The following is a 22,914-nucleotide window of genomic DNA, read 5'->3' on the forward strand; positions in this document are numbered from 1 at the left end:
GCTGGAAAAAAGGCATGGAGTCCGGGTGATCGAGCAGATCAGCCAGCATTTGGGTAATCAGGAGATAGGGTATGAGTGGCGCGGTAACAACAGGGGGCGACTTTTGCTTCAGCGCAATGGCGGGCGAGTTTCCAGGGGCTCCGTCAACGGATGCCCTTTGGCACTTGCTCTCTGAAGGGCGGATAGCACCTATCGATTCAATGCCGGCACGCTGGGAGCTGAAGAAAGCGTCGATCTATTCAGACAAGCCCGGAGAAAAGGATCGCACCTATCTGGACAGTGCTTTTTGCCTGACCGATGACGTATCAATCCCCTCTCGTCATGAGGGACGTCAGGTCGCCATCGGCAAGAAAGTCCTCCAGACGCTCCTCACTCAGCTTGCCGGACAGGGCTCCACGCTGATCAAGGAGCGCACAGCCTTGGTGGTCGCGACGTCCTGGAGTGATGAGAGTTACTTCGTCACGGGCACGTCCGGAAAAGCCGATACACCAAGGAGTTCTTCGTCCCGGGGCTATACGCCGGGTGAACAAGTGGCTGAACTGGCGGCGACTTTTGCCTTGGGCGGCCCGGCGCTATCGGTCGATACCGCCTGCAGTTCGTTCCCCTATGCAATCGATATGGCTCAAGCCCTGATCAACAGTGGACAGGCGGATAACGCGATTGTCATGGCATTGAACACCGTGCTGCCACCGGCGCTGTTCCTGGGGTTCTCGCAGTTGACCGCCTTTTCCTCCCGGGCCCGGATGCAGGCGTTCGGCCAGGACGCTGACGGCATTGTGCCAGGCGAATGTGCGGTCGCCTTTCTGGTCGAACCCGTAGCGCAGGCCCTGATTGCACAGCGCCGCCCCCTGGGCGTTTTGCGGGCATTGGGGCTTTCCGCCGACGGCGCCGAAGGCTCAGTGTTTGCGCCGGGCAAACAGGCCCAGTACACGGCTTACCAACGGGCCTATAACGGTCTTGATCCCCGCGACGTGGACTACATCGAGACCCATGGCACCGGCACACCCTTGGGTGACGCGACAGAGTTGGACTCATTGAACCGCTTCTTCGCCCCCCATCGCACAGGCGGCAAGAAAATAACCATCGGTTCGATCAAGTCCGTCATTGGTCATCCATTGGCCGCCGCCGGAGGCGCTTCGCTCGCCAAGGCCCTGATGATATTGCGCCATAAAGGTATTCCACCTCAGCCCAGCTACCGACCCAGCGCAAAAGTCGGCGAAACCTGCCTGCAGTTGGCCAGCGGGCAGGTACAGCCCCTCGCTGATCGTCAGTCGGCGCTCCGGATAGGCATCTCCAGCTTTGGTTTTGGCGGCGCCAATGCGCATCTGGTGGTGGATGAATATATTCCTGACAACCGCCCTAGCGCTCCCCAGGTCGCCTCCGGCGTGCTGATGCTGGACCTGGCGATTGTCGAGGCTGAAGCGGCGATCGGCAATCACGGCTCATTGCAGTCATTCAAGCAACAGCTCGATCGGCCAGCAGCCCCCTCAGTCATTTTCCCTTATGGGCGCTTCGTTGATTACATCACGACGCCTGCCCAGCCCTTACTGGGAAAATTCCTGGCGCAGGATCGCATCATCGATATCGACGGTTTCGGCATGGGCCCCAAACCACTGGCCCATGTCGATCCGTTCAAGCTGTTGATCACCGATCGCGTCAACCATTTGCTGCGACGCCTGCCGGGTGTGGCCGGCTCCCCCGGCACGGCGATGGTCATGTGCTGCAACATGGGTGGCGAACGCTTCAGTAACGCGTACAGCAGCGCCCACAACTTCTACTCCCGGGCTCAAGGCAAGCCACCGGGCGTGGAGGTAACAGACGTGGCAACCATGCTGCCGAATATGTTGTCCGGCTACCCGGCGCAGATTTTCGACTTCAAGGGTTTCCATCAGACACTGGTTGGCACCCCGGGCCTGTTCTGGCAAACCCTGCTGGCATCGCAGCAATGGTTCAAGGAAGGCATCACCACCCTCTTGCTCGGTGCAGGGCGCTTTATCAGTGGTGAAATCGAGGTCGAACGCGCCCGACACTCAGCGACCCTGCAAGGTGAAGGATTGGGGCTGCTTGCCCTGCGTCCTTATCGACCAGGCTCCAGCGACAAACCTTTGCTGGTGATTCGCGCCGCGGTCCTGGCCCATGCCGCGAAGTCGCTGGAAGAAGCTTGCCAACGGCTGGGTAAGGAGCGCAGTCAATACCAGGACATTGAAGTCTGCGAGCTGCAGCCTGATGCGACTCACGCCGGCGGATCACTGCAGGAGATGACCGGTTTCCTGGCTGAAGCCAGTGGCATTGAAACCCTGTTGGCAGTGATGTTGAGTGCATCGTCTCACACGGTGATCGAGGTGCGCGAAGCCGGCAAGGCCGTGATGTGGCTATTTACGGAAAAGCTTCGGGAGTGGAGCCCGGCGGTCGAACCCAGCCCGGCCATCAAGTATCCCTTCACGTTGCGCTTTGCTCACTCGGCCGCCCACGAACTGCAGCAGGTCATCCCACCTGCCCGCCCTGTCAACCTTGCCCGCGAACGGCAACACGATGGCGTCGATGTACTGCAACTCAGTGACATGCTGACCAGCACCCTGCTCTCCGGGTTGCGTGTCAGGGTTCGTGCCATGGAGGGCCTGTTCGCCTTGCACCGTGGTGCCGAAGCCCAGCGCCCGACGCACTGGCAACGCGCCCCGGAAAATATCGTGATCGCCAACGTCCGGCGCAGCCCGCAGTCACTGCACGCCCAACTCGTGGTGAACGAAGCACACCCTTATTTCTTCGATCACCCCCTTGATCACATCCCCGGCATTTTATTGCTTGAGGGTGTGTTGCAACTGATTGAACTGACCATGCCCCCACTGGGTGGGCGAGTCGCCTATGTCAAAACCCTGAATATCAAGTTCCAGCAGTACGTACAAAAAGAGGGTGTGATCGATCTGCATCTGGAACAAGGCAAAGACCCCCACGTATTCAATGCGAAGGTCATGCAAGCCGGAAAACTGATGTGCACCTGCGTACTCGGGATGGCCTACAGCTCGGCGTTCGAGACAGCGCCCGCCGGCGAGTTCACGGCCACCCGCTGCCGCGACAAGGCCTTGCTGCACAAGGCCAGGGAAGAAAACGTCATCGTCAGTGACATCAGCGGCATCGCCCAGGGCTTGAGCGTGGACACGCTCAAGCTGGCGGACGAGCACTTCTTCCAGGAGGGCGACCCCGAGCACTATTCGATGGTGTATTTCCTCGAAGTTGCCCGCCAGTGCTACATGCAGATTGCCCACAGCTATCTGCGGATTCCACTCAACATCCCGATGAACCTGCTGGCCTTGAGTTTCACCCTGGATCGGCCAATCCCCAGGAACAGTCCGTTGTCCTTGGCCCCACAAGCCGGCTTTGACGCGCAGGACCCGCCATTCAAGACCAACCGCGTCTATATCGACCTGTTCAACCGCGGCGAAAAAATCGGCCAAGCCAGTATTACCGCTCAAGTGTTGAGTCGATCAGCGCCCGCTGCCTGAGGCATTGAATTGATCTCAATCTCCACCCCCGACAACCAAGGTGTCGCCGTGAACGATGTGAATGTGCAAGTCCGAGTCAAATCGTCGCCCTCGGAAATATGGAAGATCTGGAGCAATTTTCCAGAAGCCCCGTTATGGGATACCGACGTCAGCCATTGTGAGCTCAATGGTCCGTTCCAACCTGGAACGCGAGGCAAATGCATCCTCAAAAATGGCCTGACCATGCCACTGAAACTGGAAGCGGTGAAGAAGCATGAAAGCTATCGGAACACGGCAAGGCTGCTTTGGATCGACCTTGAGTTCGATCACCGGATGCACAGGCTTTCCCCGGATGAAACCCAGGTCGTCCATAGCGCGAAGATCTCCGGACGCCTGAGTTTTCTATACCGCGGGCTGCTCCGCAAGCTGCTGACCGCGGCCATGACCAGCGCACTGGACAACCTGTGCAGGTTGGCTGAACAACGAGCGAAAGCCACCAGTCCCCCTGGGCTCGAAAAGCCTGGAACGCATTTGCACCCTGTATGAAATATCCCGGGAGAGAGCGTGTTGAACGCTTGCTCCCCAACACGCTGCGCTTACTAATCGATAACGGCACACTTCGGACCGAGCATGAACCTACTAAAAAACACTCAGTATCTTGTGATGGGCGTCATTGGCATGGGCTTTATCGCCCCAGCGTCCAGTTCCGCCGACACGCTCGGCCCCTACATCAGTGCCATGGGCGGCTTGAACTGGGTGGCTCCACAGAACCTTAGCCAGAACCACCTCGACTTTGTCGAGATGGAGTTCAACCAACCGTTACACTCCGGCTACGCCACCGGACTGGCACTGGGCTGGCGATTTCCCGTCGGGCTCCGGCCTGAAGTGGAACTCAGCTACCGCAAAAACACCCTGACCCAGTTCAATCACCGGGTCTACGAAGGCGGCGGGAGCATCAACGGCAAAGGCGAAGAGGAAGCCACCAGCCTGATGGCCAACCTCTGGTATGACGTCTTGAACCTGCCGGCCCCCTTCAGCCGGTTCACCCCCTATATTGGCGGCGGCCTGGGCTACACCACCCTTTCGGTCAGTGGCCTGGAAGCCGGTGGCGTCCAGTTCGGCAACACTCATCGCGACACCGTATCGGCCTATCAACTCGGTGCCGGGGTAGGTTACGAGCTCACCGATCAATGGTCCATGTCCCTGGACTATCGATACCTCAAGACTCGTGATGCGCACTTCGGTGACATTCAAGGCCTGCCCCAAGGCGATGTGCACACTGACTACAGCGCCCAGTCACTGATGCTTGGCCTGCATTACTGGTTCTAAGCGATGGTTGGACTGCGGCCCGTGCCTCGGGCCGCAGGTGCACTTGAGTCACTGCACCAGCAGACTCGCTTCAGGCTTTTTTGCGAAGACCTTGCGCGGCAGCAACCACCAGGCCAGTGCCGGCAGCAGGATCAAGGCGCCGAGCATATTCACCAGGAACATGAAGGCCAAAAGGATCCCCATGTCGGCCTGGAACTTGATCGGCGAGAAAGCCCAGGTCGACACCGCCACCGCCAGTGTCATACCGGTCAGCAGTACCACCTTGCCGGTGAACAGCAACGCCTGGTAATAGGCCTGGGCCAAGCTGTCACCGGCTCGCATCCGTGCCAGGATCACGCTCAGGACGTAGAGCGCATAGTCGATGCCGATGCCCACGCCGAGCGCGATCACCGGCAATGTCGCGACCTTCACCCCCATCCCCAGGGCGACCATCAGCGCCTCGCAAAGAATCGAGGTGAGCATCAGCGGCAGCATCGCGCAGAGGGTGGCACGCCAACTGCGAAAGGTCAGCAGGCATAACAGGCTGACCGCGCCATACACCCAGAACAGCATCTCATGCATGGATTTTTTCACCACGATATTGGTCGCGGCCTCGATCCCGGCGCTGCCGGCGGCGAGCATGAACTTGACCTCCGGCACCGGATGCCCGGCGATAAATTGCTCGCTGGCCTCCACCACCCGGCTCAGGGTATCGGCCTTGTGATCGGCCAGGTAAACGTACAGCGACAGCATCGAACAGCCCTGATTGAACAGCTCCCGCGGTGCCCAGGTCTGTACCGCGCCCAGTGCGCCGTCATTGGGGATCAGCTCATACCATTTGAAATTGCCTTCGTTGTAACCGACCGTGGCGATCTTGCTCAACGCCGCCATCGAGGTGGTCGACTCCACGCCGGGCAGTTGCTCCAACCGCCAGGCCAGCGCATCTACGGCGGACAGGCTGGCATAGCGGGTGCACTGATCTTCCGGCGTCTTGATCATGACCACGAAAATATCCGAGCTGGCCGCATAGTTGCCGGTCATGAACTGCGCATCACGGTTGTAGCGCGAGTCGACGCGCAACTCCGGGGCTCCGGGATCGAGATCGCCAATTTTCAGGTGCAGGCTCACGGCAAAACCGAACGCCGCCAGCAACAGGCCACCGAGCATGGCACCAATGGCCCAGCGCCGTCCGGTGAACCGATCGAGAAAGCGCCACAACGGGTGCTTGATCCGGGCCTGTAGCTCGGCGGTTTCCGAACTCAGGCTGCGTTGCGCCGCCGCCGGGCTGACACCGAAATAGCTGAGCAGGATCGGCAGCAGGATCAGGTTGGTGAAGATCAGCACGGCCACGCCGAGGCTGGCGGTGATCGCCAGGTCCTGGATCACCCGGATATTGATCAGCAGCAACACCGCGAACCCCACGGCATCACAGAGCAACGCAGTCATACCGGCGGCGAACAGTCGGCGGAAGGTATAACGCGCGGCCACCACCCGGTGGGTGCCGCGCCCGACATCCTGCATGATGCCGTTCATCTTCTGCGCGCCATGGCTCATGCCGATGGCAAACACCAGAAACGGCACCAGCGCCGAGTAAGGGTCCAGCTCATAACCGAGGATCGCGAGCAGACCCAGTTGCCAGAGCACCGCCACCAGCGAACAGGTCACCACCACCAGGGTGCTGCGCGCGCAACGGGTGTAGCCATAGAGCACCACCACGGTCACCAATACCGCCACCACGAAGAACAGCAGGACCTGGGTCAGCCCCTCGATCAGATCGCCGGCGATTTTGGTGAAACCGGTGATGTGAATCCGCAGGTCATCGGTCTGGTACTTGCTACGCAGGGCTTCCAGTTGCCGGGAAAAATCGCCGTAGTCCAGGGCTTTGCCGGTCTGCGGATTGATTTCGAGCAAGGGCACGAAAATCACGCTGGACTTGAAGTTGCCGGCCACCAACTGACCGACCTCACCGGAGCGGGCGACGTTGGTTCGCACCTGCTCGATACTGGCGACAGACCCGTCGTAATCGTCAGGGATCACCGTACCGCCATCGAGTCCCTCTTCGGTCACCGCGGTCCAACGCGTGGTCGGGGTCCATAACGACTTCATGTAGGGCCGGTCGACGCCCGGCAGCAGGTAAAGCTCGTCATTGAGCCTGGCCAGTGTGTCGAGGTAGTCCTTGGTAAAGATGCTGCCCTGCCCGACCTCCACGGCGATCCGCAACGAGTTGCCCAGGCCACTCAGTTCGCTGCGATTGTTCAGGAAATTGGCGACATAGGGGTGCCCGCCGGGAATGGTTTTCTCATAGCTGGCATTGATGCCGATGCGCGTGGCTTGCCAGCCGAGCACCAGGGTCACCAGCAGGCACAGCAGGATCACCCAGGGCCGGTGGTTGAAGATCGCCCGCTCGGCGAAATTGCCCGAAGCCTGGTCGAAGTCCTCCAGGCGACCAATCACGGTTTGAGTTTTGTCGTCTTTCAAGTCTGACTCCTGTTGCACGGGCCATAGCCCGATAGCACTACACCGTGAAGTTTCAAGGTTTGCCGGAGGCCTGCGGATCCTGGTCGGCGGCCACGCCGCTCAAGCCGACACTGGCCAGACTGCCGTCGGCCGCCTGTTGCACGGCGGCGACCGGCGCGCCGTTGCGGCTCTGACGTTTGTCAAAACTGCGACCCTGGTCATGGCTGAGCAGGAGCTCCCCGCCCTGGCTGGCCAGCAGCAGACTGCCGTCCTGCAGTTCGATGGCACTCGCCAGCGTTGACTCGACACCGGTGTCCAGGCGTCGCCAACGGGTGCCACGGTCATCCGACCACCAGGCGTTGCCGCGCAAGCCATAGGCAATCAAGGCGCCCCCACGGGTGCCGAGCAGACCGAAAAAGCTGCCTTCATAAGGTGACTTCAAAGGCTGGAAGGAATGCCCGGCGTCGCTGGAACGCAACAATAAGCCGCGCTCCCCCACCAGCAGCAGATCGTTGCCCGATGCACGAATGCCGTAGAGGTTCAGGCCTTGTGGATTGTCCACATGCCGCATCCAGGGCTGCCAGCTTCGTCCGCCGTCGTCGGTGCGATAGATCTGGTTGTAGGCACCGACGACGTAGCCATGCAGCCGGTCGCTGAAGTACAGGTCGAGAAACGGTTTGTCCGGTCCGTCGCCCAGTAAATGCCGCGCCTGTTCCAGATTGCCGGCACCACCCGGCTGATCGACATCGCGCTGTGCGCTCTGCACTGCCAACGCGGCGGCAGCCTCGCCATCGAGCTGCTTGTGCCAGGTTTCGCCCCCATCCTCGCTGTGCAGTACCACCCCCAGATGCCCTACCGCCCAACCCTGCTCGGCATCGACGAATTGCACCGCCGTCAGGCTGACGCTGACCGGCACCTTGGCCTGACGCCAACTTTTCCCCGCGTCGTCCGAGAGCAGTACGATGCCGCGCTCACCGACCGCCACCAGACGTTCCCCGGCCCGGGCCAAACCGAGCAATACCGCGCGCGGGGCCTTGGCGGTGGGCAGTGCCGGCTGCTGCAGTGCCGCGAACGTCGCGGCCTGCCCAGCGCCAGACGTACTCGCCAACAGGAACAACGCCAGGGCGCAGGCCCCCCATCGCCGGCCAAAACGCGCAAAGATTCTTTCAAGGTTCATATCTTTATCCTGCTTGGAAAGTCACTGGCGACCGCGACGAACCTCTCGCCCGCCACGGTCGCCCAGGGTTCAACGCATGTTTTCGTTGGCCATGGCATCCGGCGTGAAGAAGGACGCCGAAGGTTTCGCGACTTTCTGGTACTGAACCGCCAGGTCATTGCTCGATGAGTTGAGGAAGTAGGCACCGGTGTCGAGGTTGTAGCTGCCCCACATGACCTGTGCGGTGAGCGCCGGCAGGTCCGGCGCCAGCAGCGTCAGCGAATACATCTGGCGCCCCAGCTTGCCCTGGGCGTCATAACCGTCGGCCATCAGGATCTGCCAGGAGTCCTCGTCGATGTAGTAGGTCCGACGCGGCACCACATGACGCTTGCCGGATTTGAGCGTGGCCTCGACCACCCAGACCCGATGCTTCTCCCAACGCACCAGGTCGGGATTGAGGAAGTTCGGTTTGACCAGTTCATCGCTCTTGGCCAGACCGGCACGGTTATTGTTGTAAGCGACGATCAGCTCTTTCTTGCCCATCAGCTTGAGGTCATAACGATCAGTTGGCCCAAACAGCATGAAGGCTTCGTCGAACAGGCCGACACCGGAGGTGACGAAGTCCGGGGTGTCATAGGCAATATTCGGCGCCCGACGCACCCGGCGCTGACCGACCAGGTATTGCCAGGCCGCACGGTTGGCCGGGTCCAGGTCCCAGTGAGTCATCAGGCCTTCGCCGGCCTTGGACGACGGCAGCTCGGTGAACAGTTTGCCAAGCAGGTATTTGCCGGAGAAAGTTTCCGGGCTGCCGTTTTCGATGTAATAGGGAAACTGGTAGGTATACAGCGCCCGGGTGGCCTGGACCTTCTTGCCGCCCGCGGTCATCAGCCAGGTGTCGAACGGAGAGCTGATGGTGTCGCCACCCTGCCAGGACAACCGGTAGTTCCACAGGACCTGCGCGCCGTTGTCCGGAATCGGGAACGGGATACCGCCATAGGCGCCGCTGACTTTCTCGCTCTCGACGTCCAGCGTGGCGCGGGTGGCATTCCTCGCGGTGTTGTCGTAGACCCATTGCGGGGCCGCGGCCGAGCGGTGGGTCGGGTACACGTCCAGGCGATAGTCCGGGTATTTCTTCAACAGAATCTTGGTGCCTTCGGCCAGTTCAGCGGCGTACTGCTGCATATTCGAAGCTTTGATCGTGTACAGCGGTTTCTCCCCGGCGAAGGGGTCGGGGCGTTTGTCACCCGGCTTGTAGCCCGGCGCGACCTGGGTGTAACCGCCATTCCAGGCCGGAATACTGCCATCGGCGTTGCCGGTGCGTTCGCCGCCCAGGGGCGTCAGTTCGGACTTCAAACGGGCGGCCTGTTCGGGCGACACCGCCGCCTGCGCCAGGCTCATGCCGACAAGGGCCAGGGTCAGGACGCAGGTGTTGAAAAAAGCTTGGTTGCGCATGGCAAATCCACCTTATTAGAATGAAGTTTTCACGTAGAGCGAAATGAAGTCGCGGTCGGCCAGGGATTGTCCGTAGCTGAAGTTGCCGTCCTGGCGCAGCCCGGCTTTCGGGGCGCCGAAGAAGTTCACGTAGTTCAGGCCGACATCCCAGCGCTGCAGATAGGTCGCCTTGAGCCCGACACTCCAGTCGCCGGAGTGGGTGTTGCCGAAGCCCGACTTGTTCACCGCCGAAGAGCGCCCGTCGAGCACCACGCCCATGCCGATCGGCACGGTCAGGTCGATCCCGTCGACAATCTGGAAATACGCCGGCTCCACCAGCACCCGTAGCGCCGTGGCGTCACGGGTCGTATTGGCGTCCAGGGCCGCGGCGTTCTCGGTGATGCTCAGGGTGCGGTTCCAGGCCAGTTCAGCCAGTGCCGAACCGCCGTCCCAGAAGGCCGTCGGCGACAACAGGTAGATCGCTGAGAGGTTGGCGTGGGCGGTTTTGCCCCGGGCAAACAACGAGTGGTCACCGCCGTCCGCCAACATGCCTGGGGTGACCACTTGCAGATTGCTCACCAGCGGCGCATTCCAGCGAATCGAGGTTTCACCGGCGAAGTTGAAGGGGCCCTGGGCGGTGGAGAAGCTCATGCCGGCAGTGCGAATATCTTCGGCATAGACCTGACGATAAGAGCTCAGGATCGGCAACCCGGTGGCCGCCGCGGCCGGGCCGTCGAGGTAGGCGTACAGGCCGATCGGGGTTTTGTCGTGATACTGCGCAGCGTAAAAACCCAGCTCCAGCTCGGTCCCGGCCGGTTTGAAGCGGATCTGCATACCACCCTGCCCCGAGTTTTTCGGTTTCAGATCGCCCGCGTTCACCGTGTCATTGCCGAACACCTCATGCAGCGAACCGCTGCCGTAGCCGATGGCGTCGGTATCGCTCAGGTAGCTGCCGGCGCCAGGCAGGTTGGAGCGTTCCCACTCGAACTGGTAGTAGGCCCCCACCGACAGCTGCGGGTTGATCTGCAACTGCCCGGAGATCTGGTTGACCGGACGCAGGATCTCCTTGAACTGGGTCCCCGGCACACTGAGCAACTTGACCACATCGGTCGGGCCCTGGGCATTGGCGATGCCATTGCCGCCGTAGAACAGGCTTTCACCGTAGACCAGGCTGTGCCGCCCCAGGCGCACCACACCCTGGGAGTCTTCACCCAGGTCCCCCCGCAGGAACACGAAGGCGTCGAGGATTTCGGCGTCGCGGCCATTGAGCTTGCGGGTATCGCTGAGGAAATGCGGTTGCTCGCTGCTGTCGGTTTCCTTGTTGTAGACATCGTCGTACCAGGCCGCGCCGCTCACTCGCAGCCCGTAGTTCTTCCGGCTGAGGTCCATTTCGGAAAACAGGTCCAGGCGATTGGAGACCAGGCCCGTGCCGAAGTTTTTATCGCCCTGGCCCTGGATCGAGGGATACAGACCGTTGGCGGTCGGTGCATTGGTCAGGCGGCTGTCCTGCCCCTGCAGGCGCCAGGCCTGGCTGTACTTGATGGTGTTGTCCCAGCGCAGTTTCCAGTCGGAATCACCGAGGTCCAATTGCATGGCCTGCGCCCTTTCAACCATCGCGCCTGTGCTGCATAACGCCAGAAACAGGGCGCAATGCTTAAAACGAAAGCCACCTATTACGTTGTCCATGGACGCTCCTCATTATTTTTATTTTCGGCATGGCTTTGCACGCATGGCGCCAGCCAACACGCTCGGGTAGCGGCTTGCGCCGCTGCTTACAGGTTTGCGTTTCAGATATAGGTGGAGGCCAATCCACCATCGACCGCCAGGTTGACGCCGTTGATCCAGCGCGACTCGTCGGCACACAGGAAGGCGATCACCGCCGCCACCTCATCGGCATAACCGGGACGCTTCATGCGATGGGCATCGGCCTGGGTCCTGGCCTCGCCGAGCATGCTCACGAAGTCGCCGAGAATGGGGGTGAACACCGGGCCCGGCGCCACGCTGTTCATGCGCACCGAATGTTCGAGAAACCAGGGCTGGGCCTGCAGATAATTCCAGACGATCAAGGCTTCCTTGAAATACTGGTAGCAGGTCTGGTCCGGTACCGGGTGCCCGGCCAGCCAGGCTTGCGCGGCGGCAAAACCCTCGATGCGCGCCAGCGCCTTGTGCAGTTCCAGGCGCAGCGGCCACTCGGCACCGAGGATCGAGGCGATATTGACGATGCTGCCCCCCGCCGTGATGCGCGGCAGCAGCACGCGGCTCAGGTGGCGCAGGCCGAGGTAGTTGACCCGCGCCAGCAGTTGCGGGTCGGCGGTACCCGGGACTCCGGCGATATTGCACAGGCTATCTATTCGCGCGGGTAGCTGCGGCAACAGCCGGTCGATGCTCTCGGCGCTGCCCAGGTCGCCCTGGACAAAGCCGTCCAGGGTCATGTGCGGAGCCTTCAGATCCACGCCGATCACCTGGGCGCCATGGCTGCGCAGCAGGCTTGCGGTGGCGGCGCCGATACCCGAGGAGACCCCGGTCACCAGCACAATCTTGTTGTCGAGCTTCATGTTGTGTCCTCTTATTGTTTTTGTGTATTCATCTGGTCGACCGCTCGCGTCGACCTGTCTTGCTCAGAACGGGTAGCGCGGCGCGGTGTCCTTGACCGTCACCCATTGCCATTGGGTGTATTCGTCCCAATCGGCCGGACCACCAACGCTGCCGGCATTTCCCGAACTGCCACGCCCGCCAAATGGATTGATGCACTCATCAGCCACCGTCTGGTCGTTGATATGCAGCAGGCCGCAATTGAGTCGCTCGCCCATCGCCATCGCACGCCCGAGCGAAGGCGAGATGATTCCCGCGGACAAGCCGTACTCGGTGCGATTGGCCAATTCGATGGCCTCCTCGTCGTTGGCGAAACTCACCACCGTGGCCACCGGTCCGAAGATCTCCTCGTCGAACGCACGCATGCCCGGACGCACGCCGGAAAGTACCGTGGGTTGGTAGAAGAGCTGGTCAAACTCGCCGCCCGCCTCCAGCCTTGCCCCCGCCCTCAAACTGTCCGTGACGATTTCATGCACCCGTTGCAACTGGCGCTTGTTGATCAAAGGCCCCAGCACCGCCTCGCCACGAGCCGCGTTGCCGACCGTGATCGTCCGGGCTTTCTCGGCCAAGCGGCGGACCAGTTCTTCAGCGATCGATTCATGAGCCAGGATGCGTCCGGTGGCCATGCAGATTTGCCCCTGATGCAACCAGGCGCCCCAGGCGGCATTGCTGGCCGCCAGGTCGAGATCGGCGTCTTCGAGCACGATCAGCGAGTTCTTGCCGCCCAACTCCAGGGCGACTTTCTTCAGATGACGCCCCGCCACCTCCGCGACCTTGCGACCCGCGGCGGTGGAACCGGTGAACGCAATCATCCGCACATGCGGGTCGCGGCACAGCGCCTCACCGGCAACGGCTGTGCCCGGCAACACCTGCAACAGGCCTTTGGGCAGACCGGCTGCCTCGAACAGCCGGGCAATAATGAAGCCACCACTGACCGGAGTCTGCGGATCAGGCTTGAGCACCACGGCGTTGCCGGCCGCCAACGCTGGCGCCACCGAGCGCAGTGAGAGCACCAGGGGGAAGTTGAACGGGGAAATCACCCCGACCACACCGTGGGGCAAGCGGCGGGCATAGGACAAGCGCCCCGCTTCGCTGGGAAGCACCAGACCATGGGGTTGAGACAGCAGACCCGCCGCCTGATGCAGCAAGACGATCGCCTCCCTGACCTCATGTTCGCCCTTGAACAGACTGCCGCCGCTTTCCCGGGCGATGTACAGCGCCAACTCGGCAAAATGTTGCTGGGCCAGTGCGGCGGCCTTACGAAAGATCTCCGCACGTTCCCGTGGCCCCAACGCCGCCCAGGCCGGCTGCACGCGAGCAGCGCTGAGGCTGGCAAAGGCGATGTCCGCCGCATCCGCCAGCCCGGTCACCGTCAGCACCTCACCGGTGGCCGGCTCATATACGCTATTGCTGCCGCCCAACGGGCGTATCCAGTCGCCGGTGAAAATACGCTCACACCACAACTCGTCCTGCAGGAAATCAGAGGGTTCACTTACCGCCATTTCGGCCTCCCGGCTCTTGTGTTTGTCATCGCCCGACACCGCCTTGCTGAAGCGCTGAAGTCGTCTGCGTGGTGAAAGCACTAGAGCAAGGGCCATGCCGATTTCCGCCAGGGCGCCGCTCTTCAAGCCGCGAAGGCTCTGGCTTACGGGTTCGCGCGCAATACCCGCGGACAGGGCGATAGACCCGGCGAGCGCCCGATTCTGCGGCACTTGTCCAAATGATAAAGTTATGTTTAATAACTATTATTACAGTTGATCATTTCGATCAGTCGACTCGCCCAGGGGCATAACAATGAAAAATCCCCATTCGCTGTTCCCGGATCTCGCGCTGTCGGAGGAACATTTCTCGCCAAGGGGCGACAGTACCCAACTGGCGGAGGGCAACTCACCGACCCTGGCCGAGCTGACCGAATGCCTGTTCTTCTCCCCGGTCGACGGACGCATCTGGCTCAATGATCAGCGCATGCTGCTCTTGCACAGCTCATCCTTCGGCGCACTGCGTCGGGAAATCATCGATCGCCAGGGACTGGAACAGACCCGTGGCCTGTTTACCCGCACCGGCTACCTGTCCGGCGCACGGGATGCCCGACTGATCCGCGAGCGCTGGCCGGATGCCGATGCCGCGGCGATCTTCTCCGCTGGCACACGCCTGCATACCCTTGAAGGCATGACCAAGGTCGAACCCCTGCACTTCAAGTTCGATGCCGACTCCGGTTTCTACGAAGGCGAGTTCCTCTGGCATCATTCCTGCGAAGCCGACGAACATATCGCCGCCTACGGGATCGGCCAGGACCCGGTGTGCTGGACCGAACTGGGCTATGCCATCGGTTATGTCAGTGGGCTGTTCGGGCGCCTGGTGATCTTCCGGGAAATCGAATGCCGGGGCATGGGCCACGAGACCTGCCGCGTGGTCGGCAAGACCGCCGAGCAATGGGGCGATGTCGAACAGGACCTGAGTTATCTCACCGCATCACCGACCCACGCCCCCCTCAGGCAGCACCAGGCCCCGGTACCCGCGCCCCAGGATGACAACGAGCTGTCCGGCGGCCCCAAACCCATTGGCGCCAGCGCGGCCTTCAATGCCGCCACCCTCGCCCTGCAACGCGTGGCGCCAACACCCGCAACGGTGCTGTTCAGTGGTGAGTCAGGGGTTGGCAAGGAGCTGTTTGCCCGTCAGTTGCACCAGTACAGCCCACGCCATCAGGCCGCTTTCGTAGCCCTCAACTGCGCCGCGATCCCGGACAATCTGATCGAGGCGGAGCTGTTCGGCGTCGAACGCGGCGCCTATACCGGCGCAACCCATTCGCGTCCCGGACGCTTCGAACGGGCCCACGGCGGCACCCTGTTCCTCGATGAAATCACCAGCCTCAGCCTGCCCGGGCAAGGCAAGCTACTGCGTGCCTTGCAGGAGCGTGAGATCGAACGCATCGGTGGCGGTCAGCCGATCAAGGTTGATGTGCGAGTGGTGGCGGCGACCAACGTCGACCTGCGCAAAGCGGTAGCGGCTGGCGACTTTCGCGAAGACCTGTTCTACCGCCTGAACGTCTTCCCCATCACCCTGCCGCCGCTGCGTGAGCGACGCGACGATATCCCGTTGCTGATCAATGCGTTCCTGCGGCGCTTCTGCCAGGACTACGGACGCAAGCCTGCCGGGCTGACCATGCGCGCGCTCAAGGCGCTGCTGCGCTACGATTTCCCCGGCAACGTGCGGGAACTGCAGAACCTGGTGGAGCGCGGCCTGATCGCCAGCGAAGATGGCCAAGCCATCGACCTGGTCCACCTGTTTCGCAACGAGCCCATCCCCCAGGAGCTCTACTCCCTGGACAACAATGGCAGCCTGGCGGCCAGCAACCAGAATCCCACCGGCACACAGCCGCGTGCGGCCTTGCTGGAAACCTTGAGCCGGCTGGAGCAGGGTTTCTCCATCGAAGGACTGGAGTCACGCCTGATCGACGAAGCGCTGCAACACAGCGCGGGCAATCTGGCGGCGGCGGCGCGCCTGCTGGGGTTGAGTCGGGCGCAGTTTGCCTATCGCCTGAAGAAGTACCAACAGGCATCGGTCTGACCCAGGCCGCGCCTCTATATTCCACCACCCGAAGTGGCCCCGGTTCGCGCCGGAACCGGCTCATTGAAAACCCCGTGCCAGGCCTGGAGGGCATGTGCGGTTAAGCTTTATTTAATAAAGTATTTTTGCGACAAAGATAATCGATTATCCTGCTGGCTTTCGTACCCGCCTAATTAAAAGGACCTCCCGTGACTGGACTGCGTGAACGCCAGAAAGTCCTACGCCGCCAGGCCATCAGCAAAGCCGCAGTGGAGCTGTTCGAGCGCCAGGGTTTCCAGAACACCACCATCGAACAGATCGCCAACCAGGCCGGGGTCTCGGCGCCCACGGTGTTCAAGTATTTCGGCAACAAGCAGGAAATCATCCTGGAAATCCTGCACGACGCCGACCAGCGCGCCCTCAAGGACACCCGCAGCCAGATCCCCGAAATGGACGATCCGGTCGACACCTTGTGCTACCTGGAACAGCTCTTGACCCGCTACGCCCTGGAAGTGATGCACCCCAGTCTCTGGCGCGAACTGCTGCCGCTGATCCTGTTTGGTGGCGACAATGAACTGCCCGAAGGCTACCGTGCCATGAACGATGCGTTGCGCTCGGAAATCAGTGGCCTGCTCAGGGACCTGCAACAGGCCGGCAAGCTGCGCGGCGACCTCAACGTCGAGACCGCCGCCTTCCTGCTCAATGACTATGCGCACCTTCAACTGCTGCGGCTGGTCAATCAGGAGCCGCCAGACATGGCGTCTCATTCCAGCCAGGTCCGGCGCATCACCGCCCTGCTCTTCCAGGGCATGCACGCCTGAGCCGAGCCCCGGCAGCCAGGCTGTTCAGCGATTGGTCTTGATGCTCGTCCAGGTGCGGGTGCGGATCCGCTCCATGGCTGCCGGCATGGGTTGCAGGGCGAACAGCGTTTTACGCGCCTCGTCCGGCACATACATATTGGGGTTGTTACGGATATCGGCATTCACCAAGGCGGTGGCGTCCTTGTTCGGGTTGGGGTAACCGATCTTGTTGCTGATCCGGGCGATCACATCCGGTCGCAGGATGTAGTTGATGAACGCGTGGGCCTCCTTGGCATCCGGCGCATTGACCGGCACCACCATCACATCCGACCACATCGGCGCACCCTCCTTGGGCAATGCCATCTCGACCTTGACCCCCTTGCCAGCGGCATCGGCCAGTTGCTTGGCCAGCGCTACGCCACCCGACCAGCCCACTGCGACGCAAATATCACCATTGGCCAGATCCATGCCGTAGCGCGACGAGTTGAAGTAGGTGATGTAAGGGCGAATTTTCATCATCGCCGCCTGGGCCTGCGGGTAGTCCTCACGCTTCTGGCTGTTGGGATCGAGGCCCTTGTAGTGCAAGGCGATGGGCACGATCTCGTTGGCCGCATCGAGAAAGCCGACGCCGCAACCGGCCAGTTTGGCGAGGTTCTCTTCCTTGAAGATCATGTCCCAGCTGTTCATCTGCACATTGGCGCCCAGGACCTGGCGCACCTTGTCGACGTTGTAGCCGATCAACGTGGTGCCCCACAGGTAAGGAACCGCGTAGCGATTGCCCGAGTCTCCCACGGCCTCCAGGGATTTCATGAACTCCGGGTCCAGGTGCTGCCAGTTCGGCAGTTGGCTGCGCTCCAGGGGTTCGATGGCACCCGCGGCGATCAGGTGACTCAGGTTGGAACTACTCGGGAAGACCACGTCGTACCCGGAGTTGCCGGTCAGTAGCTTGGACTCCAGGGTCTCGACACTGTCGAACACATCGTAAATCGGGCGGATGCCCGTTTCCTCCTGAAAACTCTTCAGGATCTCAGGCGGCAGGTACTCGATCCAGTTGTAGATCCGGACAGTCCGCTCTTCAGCCAGGCACAAACCACTGGCCGACAACGAAACGACAGCACCCAGCAAGGTGTTACGCAAAAGACGGTTCATGATGAAATACTCCAGCGCGGCCGCAAAGGCTCGCGGCACTTAGTAGCGGTAGGTGAAATACAGTTCCAGCGCGCTGAACTTCTGATCGTCGCCGAACACCTGCCTGGCTGCCGCCAGCGGCTTGACCCAGTTATAGGACAGCGAGGTGGACAGCGATTTCGACGCAGCCCAATCGAGGAAGACGACGCTCTCGTCGGCAAAGCGTCGATCACTGACCGCCGCGCCCATGTAGTTTTTTTCATCCAGCCAGAACTGGTAGTGGATCGCGCCGAGGGTCAGGGCTTCGTTGAGGTGGGTCTTGAGCGAGAACTGTTGAACGTTTTCGTTACTGTTGAACAGCAGGTAGTTGCCGACCACGTCGCCAATCAGCCAGGTGCTCCAATCGACAAAGCCCTTGCTCAAAGGGTCCCAGGCTTTCTGACGGTTATCGGAAAGGTTGTTGTCGCCGGAAAAGCTCGCATAGCGATAGCCGATCACCGGGGTCAGTGGCAAGGTGTTGAAGGCATAATCCGCCTGGCCATACCAGGCATTGGCATCGTAATCCACGCCTTCGCCACTGCCCCGCTCCAGGGCGTATTCGCCATTCAGGGTCAGGTTCGCCACACCCGGGACTTTCGCATTGAGCGCCCTGAGGTTATACACCAGCATCCCGTCACGGCGTCGCGGCAGGGTACTGCCCCTGGGGCCCAGCGCATTGACCCTCATCGCCATGGCCCCCAACGTCACCTGATCGTCGAGGTTGTAATCCAGGTTGACGCCGGTCATGCGGAAGTCCCCCAGATCGTCATCGGTGCGCAAGGTGAAAGCCTGGGCTTTCAGGGAGGCATGGTCCCAGGCCAGGATCGCCGAATCCCTGAAGGCCGTCCTGGGACCCAGCCAGTAGGCGCCGTCCTTTTTCTGGTCGAGGTTACCGTCCATGACGATGAAGCCGGTGCCGATCAGGTAATTCTGGCGACCGGCAGTGAACGTCCACTCGCCACGGCGAAAGCCGCCGTAGAGTTCTTCTGTCGCCACCTTACCGTCGGAACTGCGGGTGAAACCACCAGCGTCACCATCACCCAAGGTCTTCGCCGCTACCAGAGAGCCGCCGGCCAGCAGGCTGAAATCCGGCTGCACCGCATACTCCAGCTTGACCCCGGGTTTCACGTAGAACTCCTGCCAGTCAATGCTGCTACCGCCGTTCCGGCCGTTACGCATATCAATCCGGCCGCTACCGAAATTGACATTGCGAGTGAAAAGCGTCGCTGCGCCGGCGGTGAGATTGACCTCCCCCTTGAGGTCGCCATCCTCGAAGGTGTAGCCCGCCATCGCCGCCTGGGTAGCCAGGGGTAGCCCGACCGCCAATAGCGCGCGTGAAAAACGCATCGTGGGAAACATAGTGAAGCTCCTGTGTGATTTATTGTTGTTACAGGGCAGTTGAGCGGCGGCGCAGTACGCCGCCAAGACCCCTTCGGGTCGGGTGAAGCGATTCGCAACGTTGTTGTTTTAAAGCGGTGCTCAAGGACTCAGATGGCCGGCGATGGCGCGCAGCATGCGCACGCTGTCGGCATCGAATGGGCCGACGGCATCGGGCAGTGATGACTGCTTGACGATCACCACGCCGGATGGCTTGTCGATGAACAGGTATTGGCCATGAATACCACCGGCCATGAGCGCCTGACTGTGGTCGTTGAAGACGTACCACTGGCTGCGATAGGACGCGCCGGGTGTCCATCTGGAGAACTCGGGGTTCGCGGCGTAGATCGCCGGATCGGAACCGCCGACGATGCACGCGATGGCCTCGCTCGAGAGCAACTGCCGGCCGTCCTGCTGCCCCTCATTGGCCAAAAGGCGGCCGAAACGTGCCATGTCCCGCAGGGTGGCGCTGAAACCGGCCCCCGCCACACCACGGCCCCAGGGGTCGGCCATGAAGTAGCCGTCGCGCTCACACCCCAACTGGCTCCAGATGCCTTGCAGCAACTGGTCGCAGGACTTGCCCGAGGCGCGCTCCATCACCCAGGCCAGGGCTTCGGTGGTGGCGGTCACATAGTGGAAAAACCCACCATGTTCACCGCGCTTTCGCAGGGACGGCAGGTACTGGTAAAGCGACTCGAACTGAGCGTACTGCGGCGGGGTCGGCTGGAAACCGCAGGCGTAGCCATACTGTGAACTCTCGGAATTGGGGTCGTCATAGACCTCGCTGTATTCGATGCCCACGGCCATGTCGAACAGCTGCCGCACGCTGGCATCGGCAAACGCGCCGCCCAGCAACTCCGGCACGTAATGCACCGCGGGCAATGCCGGGTCGAGGGTGCCCTCGCAGACCAGTTGCTCCCCCAGGGTGCCGATCAGCGACTTGGTGACCGAGAACATGACATGCCGATCCCGGCGCTGCTGGCCGTTGAAGTAGCGCTCGAAGAGCACCGTGTCGCCTTGCATCACCAGGAATGCGTCGGTGTGACTGGCTACCAGGTGATCGATGACGCTGATGCCCAGGCCGCATTCACTGACGAAACTCAGCTCATCCAGCGCCAGTGGCGCCTCCTTCAAGACACCGGTCGTACCAGGGTTGGCCTGCACATCGATGGACGGACGCAGGCGTGCCAGGTTGCGAAACCCCCACTGGTTGAACGGCGGGCTCATCCAGTTGGACCAGGTGACGCGATGTTCCGGTTCGGCCGGAAAACCTTGCATGAGTGACGACGCGACAGGTCCGTCGGCTGAAGACTCATTGGCCTCGACATAAAGACTGGCCAGCGAAGGCAGGTGGTTCTGACTCATGGGGTTGCCCCTGGAAATGACTCTGCGTGAGAGCAGATGCAGGAGAATAATTAACCAAGACTATTTATTTAGTCAATAAAATAATTAATAAGGTTAATTAATGCCTTGGCGCTGTGCGGTTCAGGCGTGCGTCAAACGATCCAGTGGATCCATTGAAAAGTAAAAAGCATTTTTTGTTTGACTTTAATCGCACAAAACAATCCTAATGGATCCACTAAATACAAAAAAAGCTGGGAGAATCGCCATGTATCTCAAGAACACCTGGTACGTCGCCTGTACGCCTGATGAACTCGACAAGCCCCTGGGCCGTCAGATCTGTGGTGAGAAGATGGTTTTTTACCGTGGCCATGAAGGCCAGGTGTCGGCCGTCGAGGACTTCTGCCCCCATCGCGGCGCTCCGCTGTCACTGGGATACGTCGAGAACGGCCAACTGGTGTGCGGTTATCACGGCCTGGTGATGGGTTGCGATGGCAAGACCGTGGAAATGCCGGGGCAGCGGGTCCGGGGATTCCCCTGCAACAAGACCTTTGCCGTGGTCGAGCGCTACGGATTTGTCTGGGTCTGGCCCGGCGATCAGGAGCAGGCCGACGCGGCGCTGATCCCTCATCTGGAATGGGCGATCAGCGACCAGTGGGCCTATGGCGGAGGCCTGTTTCATATCCAGTGCGACTACCGCCTGATGATCGACAACCTGATGGACCTGACCCACGAAACCTACGTGCATGCATCCAGCATCGGCCAGAAGGAAATCGATGAGGTCGCGCCGATCACCACGGTCGAGGGCGACGAGGTGATCACCGCCCGCCACATGGAAAACATCCTGGCACCGCCCTTCTGGCGCATGGCCCTGCGCGGCAACAACCTGGCCGATGATGTGCCGGTTGACCGCTGGCAGATCTGCCGCTTCAGCCCCCCCAGTCATGTGCTGATCGAAGTCGGCGTGGCCCACGCCGGCAAAGGCGGTTATCACGCCGATCCGCAGTTCAAGGCGTCGAGTATCGTCGTCGACTTCATCACCCCGCAAACCGAGACCTCGATCTGGTACTTCTGGGGTATGGCACGCAACTTCAACCCCCGGGACGAAGCCCTGACCGCGAGCATCCGCGAGGGTCAGGGCAAGATTTTCAGCGAAGATCTGCAGATGCTCGAACGCCAGCAACAGAACCTGCTCGACCATCCCCTGCGCAACCTGCTCAAGCTCAATATCGACGCCGGCGGCGTGCAGTCGCGCCGAGTCCTGGAGCGTCTGATCGCCCGGGAACGAGCCCCACAGGAGTCACTGACATGATCGAAGTGCGAGTGGTTTCGCGCCACGACGAAGCCCAGGACATCTGCAGCTACGAGTTGGCCAGTGTCGACGACCAACCACTGCCGGCCTTCAGCGCCGGCGCCCATATCGATGTGCATCTGCCTGGCGGCCTGATCCGACAATACTCCCTGTGCAACCACCCCGAAGAGCGCCATCGTTACCTGATCGGCGTACTCAAGGACCCGGGTTCCCGAGGCGGTTCACGGGCCATGCACGAGCAGATCCGGCCTGGTACGCGCCTGTCGATCAGCGCGCCGCGCAATCTGTTTCCACTGGTCCATGAAGCCAGGCGCAGCCTGCTGTTCGCCGGCGGAATCGGCATTACCCCGCTCCTCTGCATGGCCGAACGCCTGGCACACAGCGGCGCGGATTTCGAACTGCACTACTGCGCCCGTGCGCGGGACCGCGCGGCCTTTATCGAACGGTTGCAACACTCGCCGTTTGCCCACCGGGTGTTCCTGCATTTCGATCAGGAACCCGAGACGGCGCTGGACGCCGCCAAGGTCCTGGCCGCGCCCGAAGACGACGTTCATGTGTATGTGTGTGGCCCCGGTGGCTTTATGCAGCACGTGTTGGATACGGCCAAGGCCTCGGGCTGGCAGGAGCCCTGCCTGCATCGCGAGTACTTCGCCGCCGCGCCCATCGACACTGGCGCCGACGGCAGCTTCTCGATCAGGATCGCCAGCAGCGGCCAAACCTTCGAGGTGCCTGCCGACAAGAGCGTGGTGCAGGTGCTGCAAGACAACGGTATCGAGATCGCCATTTCATGCGAACAAGGTATTTGTGGCACCTGCCTGACTCGGGTTCTGGAGGGCGTGCCGGAACATCGCGACCTGTTCCTCACCGAAGGTGAACAAGCCGCCAACGACCAGTTCACCCCTTGCTGCTCGCGTTCGAAAACACCACTGCTGGTGCTCGATCTCTAGT

Annotated in this window: 16 protein-coding genes; 7 read left to right on the plus strand and 9 right to left on the minus strand. The window is 61.3% G+C overall.

What is annotated here, in order from left to right; all coding sequences use genetic code 11:
* Positions 1 to 71 precede the first annotated feature (71 nt).
* From M5B42_RS13825 to M5B42_RS13835, 3 genes are all read left to right on the plus strand, one after another.
* Positions 72 to 3,500 (plus strand): beta-ketoacyl synthase N-terminal-like domain-containing protein, encoded by a 3,429-nt coding sequence (locus tag M5B42_RS13825; protein WP_248746164.1) that lies wholly within the window; start codon positions 72 to 74, stop codon positions 3,498 to 3,500.
* Between the two features lie 48 nt (positions 3,501 to 3,548).
* Positions 3,549 to 4,025, plus strand: a complete 477-nt coding sequence (locus M5B42_RS13830; RefSeq protein WP_103496062.1) for an SRPBCC family protein — start codon at positions 3,549 to 3,551, stop codon at positions 4,023 to 4,025.
* A gap of 84 nt (positions 4,026 to 4,109) precedes the next feature.
* Positions 4,110 to 4,808, plus strand: a complete 699-nt coding sequence (locus tag M5B42_RS13835; RefSeq protein WP_103496059.1) for an outer membrane beta-barrel protein — start codon at positions 4,110 to 4,112, stop codon at positions 4,806 to 4,808.
* 48 nt (positions 4,809 to 4,856) lie between these two features.
* Here the strand turns inward: M5B42_RS13835 and M5B42_RS13840 are convergent, their stop codons facing one another.
* The 6 genes from M5B42_RS13840 to M5B42_RS13865 form a co-directional block, all read right to left on the minus strand.
* On the minus strand, positions 4,857 to 7,265 hold the full coding sequence (locus tag M5B42_RS13840) for an MMPL family transporter (protein ID WP_248746165.1): 2,409 nt from the start codon (positions 7,263 to 7,265) through the stop codon (positions 4,857 to 4,859).
* 52 nt (positions 7,266 to 7,317) lie between these two features.
* On the minus strand, positions 7,318 to 8,421 hold the full coding sequence (locus tag M5B42_RS13845; RefSeq protein ID WP_248746166.1) for a YCF48-related protein: 1,104 nt from the start codon (positions 8,419 to 8,421) through the stop codon (positions 7,318 to 7,320).
* Between the two features lie 69 nt (positions 8,422 to 8,490).
* On the minus strand, positions 8,491 to 9,852 hold the full coding sequence (locus tag M5B42_RS13850) for a DUF1329 domain-containing protein (RefSeq protein WP_248746167.1): 1,362 nt from the start codon (positions 9,850 to 9,852) through the stop codon (positions 8,491 to 8,493).
* Positions 9,853 to 9,867: 15 nt separating this feature from the next.
* Entirely contained in the window at positions 9,868 to 11,517 is a 1,650-nt protein-coding gene (locus tag M5B42_RS13855) for a DUF1302 domain-containing protein (RefSeq protein ID WP_248746168.1), read from the minus strand.
* Between the two features lie 101 nt (positions 11,518 to 11,618).
* Complete coding sequence (locus tag M5B42_RS13860; protein ID WP_248746169.1) at positions 11,619 to 12,386, minus strand: coniferyl-alcohol dehydrogenase; 768 nt, start codon at positions 12,384 to 12,386, stop codon at positions 11,619 to 11,621.
* Between the two features lie 63 nt (positions 12,387 to 12,449).
* Positions 12,450 to 13,925 carry a benzaldehyde dehydrogenase gene (locus M5B42_RS13865; RefSeq protein WP_248746170.1) on the minus strand — a complete coding sequence of 492 codons (1,476 nt, stop codon included), beginning with the start codon at positions 13,923 to 13,925 and terminating at the stop codon, positions 12,450 to 12,452.
* Between the two features lie 292 nt (positions 13,926 to 14,217).
* Between M5B42_RS13865 and M5B42_RS13870 the strand changes: the two genes are divergently transcribed.
* Both M5B42_RS13870 and M5B42_RS13875 read left to right on the plus strand, forming a co-directional pair.
* Complete coding sequence (locus tag M5B42_RS13870; protein ID WP_248746171.1) at positions 14,218 to 15,990, plus strand: sigma-54-dependent Fis family transcriptional regulator; 1,773 nt, start codon at positions 14,218 to 14,220, stop codon at positions 15,988 to 15,990.
* Positions 15,991 to 16,178: 188 nt separating this feature from the next.
* Positions 16,179 to 16,790 carry a TetR/AcrR family transcriptional regulator gene (locus M5B42_RS13875; protein WP_103496940.1) on the plus strand — a complete coding sequence of 204 codons (612 nt, stop codon included), beginning with the start codon at positions 16,179 to 16,181 and terminating at the stop codon, positions 16,788 to 16,790.
* A 24-nt stretch (positions 16,791 to 16,814) separates the two neighbouring features.
* On the opposite strand, the gene M5B42_RS13880 is transcribed toward M5B42_RS13875, so the two are convergent.
* The 3 genes from M5B42_RS13880 to M5B42_RS13890 form a co-directional block, all read right to left on the minus strand.
* Positions 16,815 to 17,918, minus strand: a complete 1,104-nt coding sequence (locus M5B42_RS13880) for a polyamine ABC transporter substrate-binding protein (RefSeq protein WP_103496941.1) — start codon at positions 17,916 to 17,918, stop codon at positions 16,815 to 16,817.
* 39 nt (positions 17,919 to 17,957) lie between these two features.
* Positions 17,958 to 19,295, minus strand: coding sequence for an alginate export family protein (locus tag M5B42_RS13885; RefSeq protein WP_248746172.1), 1,338 nt, complete (start codon positions 19,293 to 19,295; stop codon positions 17,958 to 17,960).
* A gap of 120 nt (positions 19,296 to 19,415) precedes the next feature.
* A complete protein-coding gene (locus M5B42_RS13890; protein WP_248746173.1) occupies positions 19,416 to 20,678 on the minus strand; it encodes a serine hydrolase in 1,263 nt (420 codons plus the stop codon).
* 244 nt (positions 20,679 to 20,922) lie between these two features.
* Between M5B42_RS13890 and M5B42_RS13895 the strand changes: the two genes are divergently transcribed.
* Positions 20,923 to 21,966, plus strand: coding sequence for an aromatic ring-hydroxylating dioxygenase subunit alpha (locus M5B42_RS13895; RefSeq protein ID WP_248746174.1), 1,044 nt, complete (start codon positions 20,923 to 20,925; stop codon positions 21,964 to 21,966).
* Positions 21,963 to 22,913 carry a PDR/VanB family oxidoreductase gene (locus tag M5B42_RS13900; RefSeq protein WP_248746175.1) on the plus strand — a complete coding sequence of 317 codons (951 nt, stop codon included), beginning with the start codon at positions 21,963 to 21,965 and terminating at the stop codon, positions 22,911 to 22,913. The genes M5B42_RS13895 and M5B42_RS13900 overlap by 4 nt, the downstream gene beginning before the upstream one ends.
* Position 22,914: the final 1 nt, after the last annotated feature.

This window comes from Pseudomonas sp. MWU12-2037 (assembly GCF_023242345.1).
GTDB lineage: Bacteria > Pseudomonadota > Gammaproteobacteria > Pseudomonadales > Pseudomonadaceae > Aquipseudomonas > Aquipseudomonas gingeri_D.